The sequence below is a fragment of the Eubacterium sp. An11 genome (assembly GCF_002161065.1).
Taxonomy (GTDB): Bacteria; Bacillota; Clostridia; order Lachnospirales; family Lachnospiraceae; genus Anaerobutyricum; species Anaerobutyricum faecale.
Window position 1 is genome coordinate 1 of sequence record NZ_NFLV01000016.1, and the last position, 16,362, is coordinate 16,362.

The following is a 16,362-nucleotide window of genomic DNA, read 5'->3' on the forward strand; positions in this document are numbered from 1 at the left end:
GCAAATCCAACGAATCAATATCTTTTTAAAAATGATATTATCACCAAGGGGAAAGTCTGCCCTTTTTTCTGATGAAAAATATTTTTCATTTATCTATTGACATTTATTAGCTGGACTTACTCGGCATTCTTTTCAACAATTCTTCGTATGGCCTTAACCATATCCTGCGTAGTATATTCTCCTGTTTTAATGTTTCTTCGCTCAGCTGAAATAATTAATTTTTTCATTTGTGTCAATTTTTGTTCATCAATCTGTACTTTCTTAATCTCATCAGACAACACTGCTTTGTTCCTCCTCTTCTTTCAAATCTTCCTCTGTAATTCCGAATCCATGTTTTAATTCATAAATTAAATTGTATGTCTCTGAAGGATTTTCAGATATTTCTGCGAAATCCAACATTCTTATTAATTCTCTTTTTACTAATCCTTTAGACGAACTAACAACATCAGGACTATGGCTACCAATTGTGTCTGCACTAAATGGTAAAGTAATAAAATCAAATATTATTGCATACTCTTTTCCTGGAAACTTTCTTAATACTCTTCCTCTACGCTGAATATATTCCTTTGGGTTTGTACTACTAGCTAGAATGAATGCGGTTTTTATACTTGGAATATTGACGCCCTCATCTAAACATTTAATGGCTACTAAAGCCTGTAGCATGTCTCCTTTAGCAAATTCTTTTTTTATCTGTGCTCTTTCCTGAGCAGTTTCTTGCGATGTAAATCTTCCTACCCGCATTTGCATTTTATTTCCAAGTAGATTTGTAACAATATCTATTTGTCTAGTTCCGAATGAAAGATCTTCAACATCCCCTTTTTTTATTGTTGTTGCTCCACAATATATCAGTAAATGATTGTCTTTTTTATAAGGTTGAATCTGCTTTTCCAACTCTGATAATTTCCCTCTAGCCCCTGCAATAATTCTTGCTCTTTTTATCAATAGTTGTTTTGCATATTCCGAAAAAACTACTTTTCCATTTCTCTTTTTAATGGCCTTCGCTAATTGATGGGTGATAGATAAATAGTCTTCCAGCTCATCTTCTTCCAAATATGTTAAGACCGGATGGTAATAGTATCTTGTCAGCATTCTATTATCTATAGCATCTCTAAGTGAATACTCAATACACTTTTCTCCAAAATAACATTTTAAGGCTTCGGTCCCTTCTTCATCGTTATGCCTGTCGATTGTCGCAGATAGTGCTAATCGGAAAGGTATTCCACTCGGTAAATATCGTCTATAAGTTTGTGCCCCCATATTATGAGCCTCATCTACAACCAAAACAGTATCATTAGCCAAAAGTTGAATTTGCTGTTGTACTGATTTTGTCACAAATGACGCATTCGTTGTTACAAAACAAAAATAATCTAGTACGCCTAAATTAAAAGATCTTACTGCTTGCTCAAGATGTTTCTTCCATTTTTTTTGTGGCGATGCCGAAAATCCGATTATTGGTCTTATTCCAAATCGGACAATATCTTCACACCATTGTTCTACTAAATGTTGATAAGGACATACAATAATGATTGCCAAACGGTTATTATTAAATCTATACAAATATTCAATACTAGCAAGTGCAGTCAGCGTTTTCCCAGTACCTGTCGCCATATCATATATACCCCGAAATCCATTTTCCCTCCATTTTTCTAATGCCTGACTCTGATATGATCGTATTCTGAAATCATCCGGTAAATGAATAGGCAACTTCTCGTCGGCTGTGCTTTTATCCTTCTTCGACTTCGTAGCTTTAATATTCAGTTTATCAGCTAATGTGGGATTATATTCATATAATCGCTGTTTCACAGCCTCTGGGAATTCATAAATTTCAATTCCAGGTTCATAATCCTCCCAAATTGCTTTGAATGCCATCTCCTTTTGAAATACTCTTTCTGCATCCGATGTCCAAGAGCAAAAAGCATCAAATGACTCGTAATTGCCTCTAAAAGCATTTTCACTTTCATTCATAGATCCAGAAAACGCTACAGAATCACCATTAGCATCTGTTATTATTCCCATTTTTTCGTGGTACATAGAGACTTCATTGTTTGTAGTTAAGAAAGCAATTTTAATATCTAGAATCCCCTGCGACACAAGTTGAGCTATCAAAGATAAATTTTTTCTATCCTCCTCATTTTCAGGATCTTTTAGTTCTCTAGAAAGTGAATTTTCAATTACCTTTCTGAGTTCATATCCTTTTTGTATTTCTATATAATCTTCTTCTGTCAATCTCGGGGACGCTACTATTTGTATTTTACCACCGTTTTTTATTAATCCATCTATTCCTCTCGAAATCATTGAAAGTGCCGATGAGCTAAAAAAACCAACTGCTCTTTGATACAAAACAGCTTCACTTAACAATGGAATATAGAAGTCTTTAACCACATCATCAATAAACGATCTATATTCACTTTTAATAGTCAATTCTCTAAGTCCCATTAAGTTTCTCCTAAAGATTCTCTTTTATAAAATCTAATGCCGCTTGTAATTGATCAAAATCATCATCATTGGTAAAATAACTTACACTAAACCGAACAGTTCCAGCAGGATATGTCCCTAAGAACTGATGTGCCAATGGTGCACATTGCAGACCAGCTCTTACAGCAATCCCTTGTTGATCAAAAATATTGCCTGCGCTATCACTACTAATATCATCCAATAAACATGATACTATCCCAGCATAATTTGCTCCGTCTGGAGCGCCAACAATTTTGACAAATTCGTATTGATTCAGAATATCTATCAAATGATTTTTATGATCTATTTCTTTCTTCCATAATTCCTCTACAGTAACTTCTTGCATCCATTTAATGGCGGCATTCAACCCAGCTATTCCAACAATATTAAGTGTTCCAATTTCATATTTTTCTGGAAGACTTTCTGGCATATCCTGATTAGATGATTCATATCCTGTTCCTCCATAAATAACAGCAGGAAACTTAACCAACGGTTCCATAACAAAACCAGAAATCCCTGTAGGGGCATACAAAGTCTTATGTCCAGCGAAGACTGCAAAATCAATGCAGTTAAGCCCTACATTTAAATCAACCAGACCAGCACTCTGTGCCATATCAACCAATGTAAGGGAACCCCACTTTTTTGCTAATGAAAAAATTTCTTCCACAGGCGATATCAGTCCAATAACATTACTTACATGGCTAACAATGACAAGATCAGGCTTAACAGAATCAAACTGATATCTTATTTTTTTCATATCATATACAAGCTCTTTTGTCACAGCAAGCTGATAAACTGACACAGAGCCTTTATTTTCAAAGTGATGCAGAATTCTTGTTACCGCATTATGTTCAAACGGACTTATATAAACATTTCTTATTCCTGTTTCTATTATGCCCTGAATGATAATATTTAAGGCAATTGTTGCGGTTGGTGTGAAAATCACCTGCTTGGCGAGGCAATGCAATAACTCTTGTATTCTTTTTCTTGTATCAGATATTAAGCTCCCTGCCGTTTGTGCTATCAAATAGTTTCCACGTCCAGCGTTTCCTCCATTCTGTCTGTAAAAACTATCCATAAAAGAATAAACCTCTTCTGGTTTCGGGTATGTTGTTGCAGCATTATCAAAATAAGCCATCTTTTCCCTCCCTATTTAGCAAAGTGTCTTTAATATTTCCATCAGGATTTGCCGTTTTTCTTGATCAGATATTGAACATCCCATTGAATCCAATGCTGCTGTCACTTGATTATGTAATAATCTGCCTTTACCTGTGTTTGTAACCTTGTCAAACCTTTTTGTAATCACAACACCATTATCGTCAATAAAACTTATTTGGTATGCACTTGTGCTCTGCTCTTCTCCTATATAGTTCTTAATTGAATGATATGCCTCTGCTGTCTTCTTGTATTTCTTTATATTAGATATAAACAGTACCTTTACCTTTTCATCCCAATCTTCTATTCTTAGGTCTGTAGCAAGCTTTGCTAGCCTAACAATTGTAAGATTATCATCATTTGTAATCGATTTAAACAATCCCAGACATTTTTCCGTTCCATCGGTAAACAATTGCTCAAATACTGCTTGATCTAACGATTCGCACCAATCTTTAATAACCGAAGCCAGTGACATCCTATCCACATAGTCTTTTTCCTTCGGTAGAACAAATATTTCCTTTACTTCTTTTTTTAACTCCTTTTTTACTTCTGATAAATAACTATCATAAAAATCTTTTGTCATTTTTACATTATCAGCTAACGCCTCCTGAAATTCTGTAAAGCCAAATATCTTTGGCAATTGCTCAAATAGTAATTCATTTCCGCTGATATTCTGTTTTAATAATTTTAGCATCTCTTGATAATCTTTTCTGAGTTTTCCGCCATCTGGTTTGGCTTTGCATTCCTTCGTGTACTTCGGCAAAGCCATATACCATCGTCTCATCGCAAAAACAACATAATCATAAGAATTAGCACAACGTTCTGCTTCCACGATATACTCCGAAAAATAATCTGACAGCTGTTGTACAAATGCTTCTTTTTCTGGATTCCAGTCCAAATACGACATTGTAAACATATCTGGTTTAGAATTTATTTGTATAAGTGTATCTACTGATACAGGAATTTGACCATGTTGATCAGCAATTATTACTTCTCTCTTATATTCGTGAATAACAGCAGACAAATAAATCGGTATTAATCCTTTTCTAAGGCCAATATGATACTGCGGTGAAATCAGCCTTCTGTATAACTCTGCAAAAGACACTGTCCCTTTTTTTCGTGCCTCCAATATAAAATTTTCAATAGTTTCCAAAACTTTCGCCATATGCTCCACTTTTTTCGGATGAAGATTCAGTCTTGGCAAACCATTATTTTCTTCCCATACGCCTGTACGTACAAGAGTACTTCTCATAATAGATACTTCCTGACCTGAACCACTTAGTCCAAGATTAGGTTCTAATTCATTTCGTAATAAGGCTGCAATAATCTTATTTCTACTATTACTAGCAGTTGTGGTAATCTCATTTTTATTCATGGCTTCATTATTAATGACCGGTGTACATGAATAAACATGATCACAAATGTTAGACATCAGTTCTGTCAGTGCAGCTTTTCTACCTACCGATGCTTGAGCTCCATTATGAATATATATCGATTTATATGCCTCTGGTCGTATATATCCGCGCATAAAGGATCCAATAACTTCTCTCAAGTCTTCGTAGATTACTTCGTATTCTTCAAATAGAACTTTATCGTCATTAGCGTCATCTCTTAAGACAGATACAGCCATAAATTCTCTTACAATCTCCTCAATAGGTGAAAAATGCTTTGGCAAAATGAAAATATAACGTTCACAATTTTTACTTGTGGTAATCAACAGTTCTCTCAAGTTACTAATAGATTCTTCGCTATGCGGAATAATCCCATAAATAACACCATCCGCTTCTATATCTTCACTTTTGCTTATCCAATCAACATCTTCTGTCACTTCATCCTCGTCAATGAATTCAAATGCGAAATAACGAATCATATCTCGTTCATTATTATATCGAGACGGATATACATAATTATCAAAATTAGAGTTATTGAGTGTTTCCTTAACTGTCACCCTACTACTCTGAGCCTCAACCATATCACAAATCTTCTGGCGAATATCTACTCCGGACGTCTGCTTTAAGCGAAGATAGTTATTGCTTCGCTTCAAGTACACTACATACTCTTTCTCTATAAGGTTATCAATTGCCCGATTAATCTGTTCCGGACTATAGCTTATTGAAAAAATACTAATCAGCTCATTCTTTGAAGGCTGCAATTTTTCAAATTGTTCAAGTATATAAATAAGCGATAGTGTCTTTACAATCTTACTTTCAAGAGAAGTCGGCTGAATCTTCTCTAAAATCAATTCCGTTAAAATATATTTTTCATGAATACTCCCACTATATACTTCCTTTTTGAGCAACGGTTCGAAGTAGTCATAGATTAAGTCTGGCGTAATAACCTCAAAATGATCGTCCTGATAAGAATCCAAAAAAGCAGGTAAAGTTGACATCCCGGGTGCTGAAAGAAACGTAAATAGTGTTCTTTCATTCTGAGCAACGCGTTCTGATAATCTAGGCAGTATAAATGTTGAAACTGGATGTAAAGGATAACATCCAAAAATAGTTTTTTTTATCTGGTCTTCAGCAACATCACTGAAGATGTTATGCTTCTTATACCTTTGTATTAATCCTTGAAAGCTTTCACTATACCTTGTACAAAATGCCGACCAAAGTTTCTCGCTTTTCTGAATAGCAAATTCAATAATCTCATAAGTCTGAGTAAAATTATTATTAAGATGAATATGCTTAAATCTCTCAGATACACCACGCCATCCATCAACTTTCTGTTTAGGAAGTTGATCAATATAGTTTGCTATTTCTTTATGAGAAATTAACATCAAATGCATCTGCTGATCTCCGCTGCGATTGCATTTTTCAGCAAAATCCTGAAGCATTTTTGTATCACTTACTGAAGCATCTGTAATATTTGCTTCTAGAAACTTACTGAACTCATCATATATAACATATATTCCTGTATACCCCTTACTTTTCAATCCGCAAACTGCTTCCTCATAAAGCTCCACAACATCAAAGCCCAAAAAAGGATTGAAAACACTGCCAGAAGTTAATGTTGGGTATATTTTTTCAAATCGCTCATATGACCCTGTATTATATGACTGCAATTCCTCAATATACTTCTCAATTGGTATATCAATTGCATCTTTTAGCTTTTGATATGTTTCTGGAAATTCATTTTCCCATCTTTCAATTACTTTAACAGCTGCCTTGTAATTTGTTTCAGGCATTACATCTAGAAGCCCATTCATGGACAATGTTCTCTGTAAAGCAAGAAGAAATGCCTGAGGTAAGCTTGTATTACTTCCCGTAATAATAACCGGAAGAAGCTTATTATTTGATTCATAATAATTCTTGACACACTGAAACAATTTAGGATTATCCTTAATCTTAGGCATAGTTTTTTTGAAAAGGTTCAGATCCCGTCTCATTAACATGGCCAAAATAGTTAATACTATATGGGATTTTCCTTTACCATAAGCGCCAATAAGTACACGAGCACGTTCTGTTGATGAAGGAGCGGTGCTTAGAAGAACTTCTTCAAGCAACGCTAATGCCGATCTCGTTGGTATAAAATTTTTTAATTTATCGTCATTGTTCAGATCATATCCAATATTTACCGAATATTGAAATCCTGAAGCGACAGAAATCATTTTACTCATCTAATGCCACCTATACTTCTTAATCAATGGTTTTGTAATATTTCTGGACACATTCATTGAAATCCAATTTCTGATTCAAATGAACAATATCCAATCCAGCTGTTCTAATTATCTTAAGTAAGCCAAGATTCTCTATTTCGTGTAATGCATCTAACATAGTAATAGCATCCAAATTAAACACTTTTCCTATATTGCATGGTTTAGTAAGCAATTCGTTAAGACCTATTTCGTCTCTTCCTTTTGCTTGATCTTCAATCACAGCAAATACCACCCACGGATTTAAAGATCCTGCTGCTGGGATTGACTTTTTATATGTTTTTTGTTTTCTATTTGCTATATCAATCAACCCTAACTCACCGAACGGACAATCAATATTATTTTCTGGAGAAACTTTCCCCGGATTTAATTTGTATCTAGGTAGGTAGGTATTAACAATACAATTAAAATCGTCATTTAAAGATCTAATTGCAACGGAATTTACCCCCTCCATCATTAATATATAATTTTGTAATGCCTGTACAAACTCTTCTCTTGTAAACTCTGATATTGAAAACTCATTAAAAAAATAATACCATGCTGTAGCTTCTTCTTTCTGCTTTGCAAGTTGATATTGTAATAAATATAAAGTCCCTAATTCTTCTATATACCTATCGTTCAAATAAATTTGTTCTCCTAATGGTGTAAGATTCTGTATTCTTCTACCCTTTTTAGACTCCGTTGTAAGTCCAACCGCCTGTAACCAATACCTAAGCGCCTTAACCATATTAGATCCAATGCCCAAAATATCCATTGGATTTTCATTTTTATCTATAAACAAATCTGGCTTTTCCACTACGCGTTCCATACCCTTACTGAGCCACCCTTTTCTTATAAAAAATGTATCATGAGCGCGAAACTTCATTGCCATAATACTACCCTCCATTATTGTTACTTTGTTCTCAAATATTTATCCATCATACAACCGCCATCCAAATATTTTGCTGTCATACACATTTTGCAGTGTACACACTTATCTGGGTCAATATAATAGATGTCTTCAGATACTGAAATAGCCCCTGCTCTGCAAATAGATTCACACTTTAAACACTTTCTACATGCATTAAACTTCCGTATCTGGTATCCAACCATACGTTGTAAAGCATCATGATCTTTAACATTCATAGTTCGAACCTTTACTGCATACTCATATCTATCCTGACTGAATGGTTGAATAGACAATATTGGAACATTAGTTTTTGCATCAAGAACTAATGTCTCTCTTAATAACTTCTTTCCAAGTTCAGGCGCAACTCGCCCAAACGGAGTGAACATGCCTATTAGTTCATCATCAAACGGTTTTACCAATCGATAAATCTTCGCATTCTCTTCTGATGTACAATTTGTATACTTGATTTTTACGTCACCAGCTGCCGCAAGTCCATTTCCTCCCTGCCGAGCTTTCCATTTTCCTGTATCTACATAAACTTCTGCATCTTGTTTTCCTATTTTCTTAGCGAATCTGATTAAAAACTCACGCCATTTCTTTGATTGTTCCGGCATATAAATTCTAGATAAAAATTGAGCTCTCTGATTATTATTGGGACAGCACCAACACCCAACACGATCATACCCCAATCTGTACGCTTCATTAAAATCCACTTCCTCCGCCAGTATATATAACCATATATCTAAATCCTTCCAGAAAAAAATGGGAGAAGCCACTGTTTGCTGTTGGATTTTCACGGACTCTGCATCATCTTCTACTCTATTGTATTTACTACGACTAACAGATTCGGATTTTCGAATTCCATAAAATGTAAGAATCTGCTGATTTCTATACAAACTATTTATCACTCGTGTTATTGGACCGGTCTTAAACATTGAACAGCACCACCGCATCATCCTTGCCGGCGGTCCTATATCCTCACAAACATCATAAAATACCTGTTCTTCATTTTTGGCAAAAAGGAAAATTGCCTGAGGATGATTTTTTCTATACATTTCAGCGTATTTTATAGTTGTTGGAAATTCCAATGTTGTGTTTCCAAAAATATGCACGAGGCTAGGATTACTTAATGCCTTTACAACAACATCTGCTGTTACTGTCGAATCCTTACCACCAGAAAATGAAATAACTAATCGTTCTTCATCAAATCCAGAGGCGGTTTTTCTTACAAATTCAAACGCTTCATTTTTGAGATAATTCAGTCTGTTTCTATTAGCATTTATAAATGCTTCAATATATTTGTCAAAATATTCATATGTATTCGATACAGCATTCACTTCTAATTTTTCGCTAATTGCGTCTGTATCTGCATGTTGAAATACTGAATTTGGAATAGAAATACCTTTTCCATCAATATAATATCTATTATTAGCTGCCCATATCGAACTTTTGCTAAATTCTTGGGGCTTCTTATCCAGTAATATTTCTAAAAGCAGCCTTTCTTCTGGGAAAACGGGTCTCAAATCCGTAGACAAGTATTTTGTTGTCCCTCCACATATCGGACATATTCCTTTATCAGCTTGATTTATTGTCTGAATAATAGGAATATTACATGTTTTACACCAATAAACCTCCGTAGGAAGATCTTCCATGGTTTTTTCTCCACAGATTGGACACTCTTTTTCATTTGTTTCTATATTGCAATTTCTACACCACATTCTGATACTCACCTACTTTTTCTTTTATTACTAGTTTCTGAACACTAATAATACCAACGTTTTTTATCAAAAATATTTTTTCATCATCTACTATTTTTATCATCTCTATTTTAATCAATTATACACATATAGTCAATCTTGTGACTATCAAATTACATTAACGAATTATTATTCTTAATACAGGTTGTTTTAAAAAAAGTCATTACTTCCATATATAGTAACTGTTTTCCAATAGACTTGTACCATCAATGTCTACCCTTTTTTACAATAACAATAGTCCATCTTTTCATCATACCCCATGCTTTCTGTCCGCTCGATATCCCGCCAGGTAATATATTTCGAATCTACTCCATGATGAAGATTGTAAAGCAGTTTCAGCTATTCTTTGACATATCATCCTTTTTCAGTTTGGCTATATAAGTTTCTATTGATTTCTGAAAACGCTTTTTTCTTTGTCCTGTTTCATAAACAAATATACTTCTATCTCCTGTTTGATCCCGCACATCTTTTCCCTTAAACTTTTAAAAAATAAGGGAGATTTTCCAACCATATATGATTCGAAGTCCATAAAGATTCTCACACTTTTCCATAAGAACAAAGATCTTGTCCAAAAGTTTTGCATAATTTTCCATAACAGCTTTTTTACTTTAAAAATATATTTATTCGCGACCGATTAGACCTCTTTTCGTTCTATCAATAAAGCTATTTTTCCCAGAAATCTCATTAAAACAAGACAAATGTCTCGACACGTAAATAAAACTATATTTTCCGAAAACATTTTTTGCATTCCACAATCATCCAGTCGATAATCTCAGACACAGATTCTTTTTTAGTGACATTATTTACCCAATTACCACAATTCTTCTTTATCTAAAATTTTATACATCTCATGATGTGAAAATATCCCATAAGGACATCCTTGATACTGCAAACGGACTGGAGAAACATAATATTTCCTAACTTATCCATCAAACAGAATAAAGCTTTATAGATAATCTTGTCTTTCTTATTGTAGCGTTAGCTACAGACAACACCAGATATAGCGCCAAACTATGAAAATTAGGCTATAAGATATCATTAGAAGCCTTTAATACTCTTTTTTCTGTTACAGACAGTACTTGTAGGATTAAAAAACTCTATATCTTAACCTTTTCTATAAACAACATAGTCTCTGCTACATCCTGAGAAATCAAATTCACAATTGCTTCCAGCCAATAGAATTTATAGCAGTAGGAAGGATCCTTCATCATCTGAGCAAATCCCTCGACGTCCAGTGTATTCTCATATTTCCCGTCAATTTTTAAGATATAATCTGTTTTCGCAGTAGGATATTCAGCCACTTTTCTTTCTCCCGTCCGACTCTTACATCTCCTGTGATCCACATTTTTTTAATCTTAAGCCCTTTGATCTGCTTTACAAATGTTTCAAAAGATTCTTCTGTAAAATCCGTAAAATACCTTTCATTGCGCTCACCTGCAAATGTCCCATATTTAAAAGATGCATAGATAATTCCACATCGGTTTAATGCTGTTTCCATTTTCCCTATCACATTTTTAAGTTCATTTTCAGGCAAATGTAAGATGGATGAGCACGCCCAGATTCCATCATAGTGTTCCCGCACGCTTAATTCCTGAAACTGCATCTGGCGAACCGGAATGCCTGTATATTCTGCAGCTAATTTGCACATTTCGGTTGATCCGTCCGTGGCATCCACCTGATATCCTCGTTTGAGAAACGCCAGAGTATCTCTCCCGGAACCGCAGCCGAAATCCAGTATTCTTCCTCCAGGGGGAAGCAGGCTCAGAAACATCTCCTGGATTGCAGTAAAATCCGCTGTCACGGTCTCTTCCATAAAATGCTCTGCATTTTTATTATAGTATTCTATTGTAGAAGTGATTGTATTGTTAAGCTTTTCATTGGTCATAGTTTAAGCTCCCGTATAATATCAATTAAATTTATTTTATATTTTACCATATTTTCTATTATCAATGATCATTAACTCTTTTCATAATATTCTTTTGAATTTTCCCAAATTCGCTCTTTCTTCTCACATCGCTTTCCTTCTCGCACTCCTCCATTGCCTCTTCTTCCCTCTTTGTGTATAATAAAATTCATCACATACAAACATCAAATATAAACCCCGGCAATTTTCGCCGGGTAATAGCAGGAAGGCGGACGTGATGCGATATTCTTTTTTATGTTGGAATTGTTGGGATACAACGGTGCTGCAAAAATGGCAGCATTTTAAGATATGATGGGAAGGAAAACAGGGGAGCCGGCGGAAGAGTCTTTTTTTCTGGCTGTCCTGTTGACGATAACGGGAGGATTTCTGGATGCCTACACGTTTTGTTGCCGAGATCATGTGTTTGCCAATGCACAGACCGGCAATATCGTGCAGGTGGGAATCGCTGTTGCTATGCGGGATTATGAACATTTGATTCGTTATCTGATCCCAATTTTTGCTTTTTCCGGAGGAGTTTTTCTGGCCATGGCCATTAAGGACAGATATGTAGAAGGAAGCCCGTCTGTCTGGCGGCAGAGGGTTTTGCTTGTAGAGATAGTAGTGGCGGGAATTGTCAGCGCCATCCCGGTCGGTGCAGCCGCAAATGTTTTTGCCAATGTACTTGTCTCTTTTTTATGTGCTCTCCAGGCGGAGAGTTTTCGCAAAGTGGGAGGCAAGGTTTTCGCATCGACGATGTGTACGGGAAATCTGCGCAGCGGAACAGAGAATCTTTATCATGCGATTACGACAAAGGATTCAAAGTTCCGGAAGAATGCCGGGCAGTATTTTGGCATTATTCTTACATTTATAGGCGGTGCCGCCATCGGGGTATGTATGTCCGCACTCTTCGGTGAAAAGGCAATTCTTGTGGCGGAGGTTCCGCTGATCGGAGCACTGTGTTTTCTGAGTTTCCCATAAAGTTCCGTTCTGGTATTTCCCGCTTCAGCAACATAAGAAAAAGGGAGAAGAACGCCTCGCTCTCCCCCCAAAACATTTTCTCATAACATTTTCAAAACAACCACCACGCCACCAGCGTGAGAGTAAACAGGCTGGCCACCGTCTCCACCAGCACCATGCCGAGGGCGTATTCTCCTTCTTTGTGTCTGGCCTGGGCGAACATGGCGATGGTTACCATGGCAGGCAGCCCTGATAGCACGGATACCACGTGAACCATATCGGTGTTCGTTGTAAACAGGGACGCCGCCGCGCAAAACAGCAGCGGGAAGCAGATCATTTTTACAAGAATTCCCACGTACAGTTCTTTCCGGCGGATCACTGTTTTCCAGTTGCAAAAGAACAGAAGGCCGCCGATGTAGATCAAGGACAGCGGTGTTGCGGTGTCGCCGATGGTCAGGAAGCTGCTTTCCACCACTTCCGGCAGGTGGATATCACATAAAAGAAGGATGATTCCCAGGGCGATGGCGCCCAGAGCCGGATTGAGAAAGTATTTCCAGGAGAATGCGGCGGTATCCTCACAGGGTGTTGTGAGATAAAGACCGTAGGTCCATAATAATCCCTGGTCTATAATGCTCATGAGAGCCACATAGATGGCTCCGTGTTCCGGGCTGATCCCCATGACCAGAGGGATACCGATGAAACCGACGTTACCAAAGATGAATGCGGCCTGGAAGACCTGCCCCCGTTCTTTTGGCAGGCGGAGGAGTTTCGCCAGCAGTGCAAAAATGATGATCAGCGCTATGTACATGGCTGCTGACAGGAACAGGATAGGGAAGTCCTGCGCCAGCTGTGACCGGCTGGTGCCGTTCATCATATTGGCAAAAACGAGCACCGGCAGCAGTATTTTCATGATAAGCGCAGACAGTCCGTCAAGGAATATCCGGGAAATGATTTTGAGACGGGCCGCCAGGTAGCCGGCAATCATCATAAGAAAAAAGAAATCAGCTGATTTAAAATAATGGAAAAAGATTGATTCATTTTCTGTATCCTCGTTTCTTGACAAAATATTATTTTTTATATTATAACACTGTTTAGCCGAAAGATTATCATCTTTTCTTTGCTCGTTTCTGCTGTAACATCTTTATTTTATTATCACATACAAAACCAAGGAGGATTTTATATATGTACCTGAGAAAATACCACCCTTCCGACTGTGCCGCTCTGGCGGCGCTTTTTTATGAGACGGTCCACACCGTCAACGCCAAAGATTATTCGCCGGAACAGCTTGACGCCTGGGCGGACGGCCAGGTGGATCTGAACGCATGGAACGAATCGTTTCTGGCGCACAATACCTATGTGGCTGTGCAGGAGTGCGACGGCGCCGATGATATCGACAGTTGTGCATCTGACAGCGCCGGCCCTGCTCCCCGCAAAACTGACGACATCCCGGCCACTACTCTCATCATCGGTTTTGGTGATATGGATGACACCGGCTATCTGGACCGGCTTTATGTGCATAAGGATTATCAGAGAAAAGGCGTCGCCACCGCAATCTGCGACCGTTTGGAAGAAGAGTTCTGGCTGTCCCATGGACAGTTTTTACAGAATAGTGCTGCACAAAAAAATGTGATGCTGGACAGTTATGTGCAGAAAGAAAACACTTCTGAAAAAATAAAAAACGATACCTTCACCACCCACGCTTCCATCACCGCCAGACCTTTTTTTGAGAAAAGGGGATATGCGGTGGTGAAAGCGCAGCAGGTGGTGCGAAAAGGTATCTCTATAAGAAATTATATTATGAGAAAGCGTATTGTATAATCTGTTTGATAATGTTACAGCCGGTATCTCTTTTTCATTTTATGTATTTTCTGAAGGTTTGTGGCCCCGTCGGCGCCCAGTTTTTCGGAGACTGCCACCACAAGGGCATCCACCAGAGCGGCGGCGGCCGTCATGGAATGGTATTCTCCGGCTTCGCCCCGGTAAACGTACAGGTTCACGTCGGCCTGTTCTTCTTTTGGGGCGTGCAGGCGTCCGGTGAAGCAGAGAGTTCGATAGCCGGCGTTTTTCTGGCAGTCGAGGATGACCTGTCCTTCCCAGGATACTTTGGAGAATCCGAAAAAGATGACCAGATCGTTTTCTTCGGCCTGGGCCAGTCCTTCCAGCATTTCGGTTCCACCGGAGGGAAGCTGTGAGACCGGCAGTCCCAGCCGCCGCAGGCGGAAGAACAGGAGCTGTCCCATGGAGGTGGAGGCACTTTTGGCGTGAATCCAGATCCGGCGGGCGGACAGGATTTCGCCGATGGCGTCCTCAAAGGTCTGTTTGTCCAGATGCTGCATGGTTTTTTCCAGATAGAGCATCTGCTTATTCAAAAAGTTCGCCGCCTGAAAGGAATCTTCGCTGCTGCCGGTGAACAGGGTGCCGGCCATCTTGCCGGCAGGGCCTTCCAGATGGTTCTGTTCAATGACAATGTTTTTCAGTTGTTTAAAGTCCTGGCAGCCCAGGTGTCTTGCGAAACGGGAGATGGTCGCCTCGGACACGTCCATTTTAGCGGCCAGCTGGCCGATAGTCATGAATAGGAACTCTTCCCGGTTTCCTTCGATGTATTCCAGGAGCTTTTGTTCCGCCGGAGTTAATCTCTCCGGCGTTTTTGGAAATTCAAGATGCATTTCTGCGCTTCCTTTCCTTAAAATTCAGTGCGCTGCCGCCTGCTTCCTTTTCTGTGCAGACTTTCTCTCTGTCGTTCTGTTTTGTTTGTGCAGGTTTTTCTGTCTCTGTCCCGCTCTCTTTTCCCATGAGGAGAGCCACGTAATCGCCGCCCAGGGCGTGGATTTCTTTCAGCGCCCGTTTCAGAAGGTTAGCGGTCTTCACCTGGAAGGCTGCCTGGTCGGAGATGGCGATCTCATAGTTGCCGCTTTGCATTTCCTCATATAATTCCGGTACGGTGGTGCAGGTCTTCTCAAATCTGGTGCGGATGCAGCCGTACTGCACGGCCTGATGGGTGTCGCTGCCGCCCACCACCGGTTTGTGCAGGCTTTCTCCCAGATGATAGGTGAGTCTCTCGGTGCGCATCCGGTGTTCTGCCACATCTTTTCCGTTCAGGTCGAAGAAATCAAACCGTGCCAGTTGTTCTTCCGGCAGCTCCGGGATATGCCCGCCCTCACGGAAGGGGTGGGCGCCTCCCACAATGACCGGATACTGGTCAAACAGATCTCTCAGCTCCTGGAACGGAAGGAAATGTCCTTTTTCTTTGTGGGGTTCCAACCGCCGGTTCAGTTCCAGAATCGCCTCCATGGGACCGATGGATAAAATGTGTCCGCCCTCGGCGATGTCGGTTTCCATTCCAGGGAAGATCCGCAGTCCGTCGAAGATGAGGGTGTCTCCCTCTCTCTCGGAGTGTTTTGCGATAAATCGGTACAGCCGGTCAAATCCCAGCGTGTTGAAATGTTCTGTCAGGCACAGGGCGTCAAGTCCTGCCTGACGGGCTTCTGAAAAAAGCCAGTGGGTATATTCTTCGGAAAACGGCAGTTTTTTTGCCAGTTTTCCGTGGGTGTGAAAATCTATATACAATTGTATGCTCCTCCTGTCTTGTTGTCCA

At 38.8% G+C, this 16,362-nt stretch carries 13 protein-coding genes; 2 read left to right on the plus strand and 11 right to left on the minus strand.

The features are described from left to right. Positions 1 to 116 precede the first annotated feature (116 nt). The 8 genes from B5E53_RS19310 to B5E53_RS12100 all read right to left on the minus strand — a co-directional run bounded on the left by B5E53_RS19310 (position 117) and on the right by B5E53_RS12100 (position 11,792). Complete coding sequence (locus tag B5E53_RS19310) at positions 117 to 281, minus strand: hypothetical protein (RefSeq protein WP_162611905.1); 165 nt, start codon at positions 279 to 281, stop codon at positions 117 to 119. Further along, on the minus strand, positions 271 to 2,436 hold the full coding sequence (locus B5E53_RS12070) for a DEAD/DEAH box helicase family protein (protein WP_087315387.1): 2,166 nt from the start codon (positions 2,434 to 2,436) through the stop codon (positions 271 to 273). The genes B5E53_RS19310 and B5E53_RS12070 overlap by 11 nt, the downstream gene beginning before the upstream one ends. Before the next feature lie 10 nt (positions 2,437 to 2,446). Next, the gene (locus B5E53_RS12075) at positions 2,447 to 3,592 is read right to left on the minus strand and encodes an aminotransferase class V-fold PLP-dependent enzyme (protein WP_087315389.1); all 1,146 of its coding nucleotides are present in this window, start codon (positions 3,590 to 3,592) and stop codon (positions 2,447 to 2,449) included. 15 nt (positions 3,593 to 3,607) lie between these two features. Then, positions 3,608 to 7,225, minus strand: coding sequence for a hypothetical protein (locus B5E53_RS12080; RefSeq protein ID WP_087315391.1), 3,618 nt, complete (start codon positions 7,223 to 7,225; stop codon positions 3,608 to 3,610). Positions 7,226 to 7,244: 19 nt separating this feature from the next. Further along, positions 7,245 to 8,132 (minus strand): DUF4007 family protein, encoded by an 888-nt coding sequence (locus B5E53_RS12085; protein ID WP_087315393.1) that lies wholly within the window; start codon positions 8,130 to 8,132, stop codon positions 7,245 to 7,247. Positions 8,133 to 8,152: 20 nt separating this feature from the next. Further along, on the minus strand, positions 8,153 to 9,868 hold the full coding sequence (locus B5E53_RS12090) for a phosphoadenosine phosphosulfate reductase family protein (RefSeq protein ID WP_087315395.1): 1,716 nt from the start codon (positions 9,866 to 9,868) through the stop codon (positions 8,153 to 8,155). 1,136 nt (positions 9,869 to 11,004) lie between these two features. Next, positions 11,005 to 11,208 carry a hypothetical protein gene (locus B5E53_RS12095; RefSeq protein WP_087315397.1) on the minus strand — a complete coding sequence of 68 codons (204 nt, stop codon included), beginning with the start codon at positions 11,206 to 11,208 and terminating at the stop codon, positions 11,005 to 11,007. Beyond that, entirely contained in the window at positions 11,169 to 11,792 is a 624-nt protein-coding gene (locus B5E53_RS12100) for a class I SAM-dependent methyltransferase (RefSeq protein ID WP_087315399.1), read from the minus strand. Before B5E53_RS12100 ends, B5E53_RS12095 begins: the two co-directional genes overlap by 40 nt. Before the next feature lie 327 nt (positions 11,793 to 12,119). Here B5E53_RS12100 and B5E53_RS12105 point away from each other — a divergent pair, with 327 nt between their 5' ends. Beyond that, the gene (locus B5E53_RS12105) at positions 12,120 to 12,788 is read left to right on the plus strand and encodes a YoaK family protein (protein WP_242963690.1); all 669 of its coding nucleotides are present in this window, start codon (positions 12,120 to 12,122) and stop codon (positions 12,786 to 12,788) included. A 91-nt stretch (positions 12,789 to 12,879) separates the two neighbouring features. Here the strand turns inward: B5E53_RS12105 and B5E53_RS12110 are convergent, their stop codons facing one another. Further along, the gene (locus B5E53_RS12110; protein ID WP_087315400.1) at positions 12,880 to 13,830 is read right to left on the minus strand and encodes an AEC family transporter; all 951 of its coding nucleotides are present in this window, start codon (positions 13,828 to 13,830) and stop codon (positions 12,880 to 12,882) included. A gap of 119 nt (positions 13,831 to 13,949) precedes the next feature. On the opposite strand from B5E53_RS12110, the gene B5E53_RS12115 reads away from it, so the two are divergent. Then, a complete protein-coding gene (locus B5E53_RS12115; protein WP_087315403.1) occupies positions 13,950 to 14,585 on the plus strand; it encodes a GNAT family N-acetyltransferase in 636 nt (211 codons plus the stop codon). Positions 14,586 to 14,599: 14 nt separating this feature from the next. On the opposite strand, the gene B5E53_RS12120 is transcribed toward B5E53_RS12115, so the two are convergent. Together B5E53_RS12120 and B5E53_RS12125 are read right to left on the minus strand one after the other, a co-directional pair. After that, positions 14,600 to 15,433: a MurR/RpiR family transcriptional regulator gene (locus B5E53_RS12120; protein ID WP_087315405.1), complete on the minus strand. Its 834-nt coding sequence runs from the start codon at positions 15,431 to 15,433 to the stop codon at positions 14,600 to 14,602. After that, entirely contained in the window at positions 15,423 to 16,334 is a 912-nt protein-coding gene (locus B5E53_RS12125; protein WP_140401491.1) for a PHP-associated domain-containing protein, read from the minus strand. The genes B5E53_RS12120 and B5E53_RS12125 overlap by 11 nt, the downstream gene beginning before the upstream one ends. Positions 16,335 to 16,362: the final 28 nt, after the last annotated feature.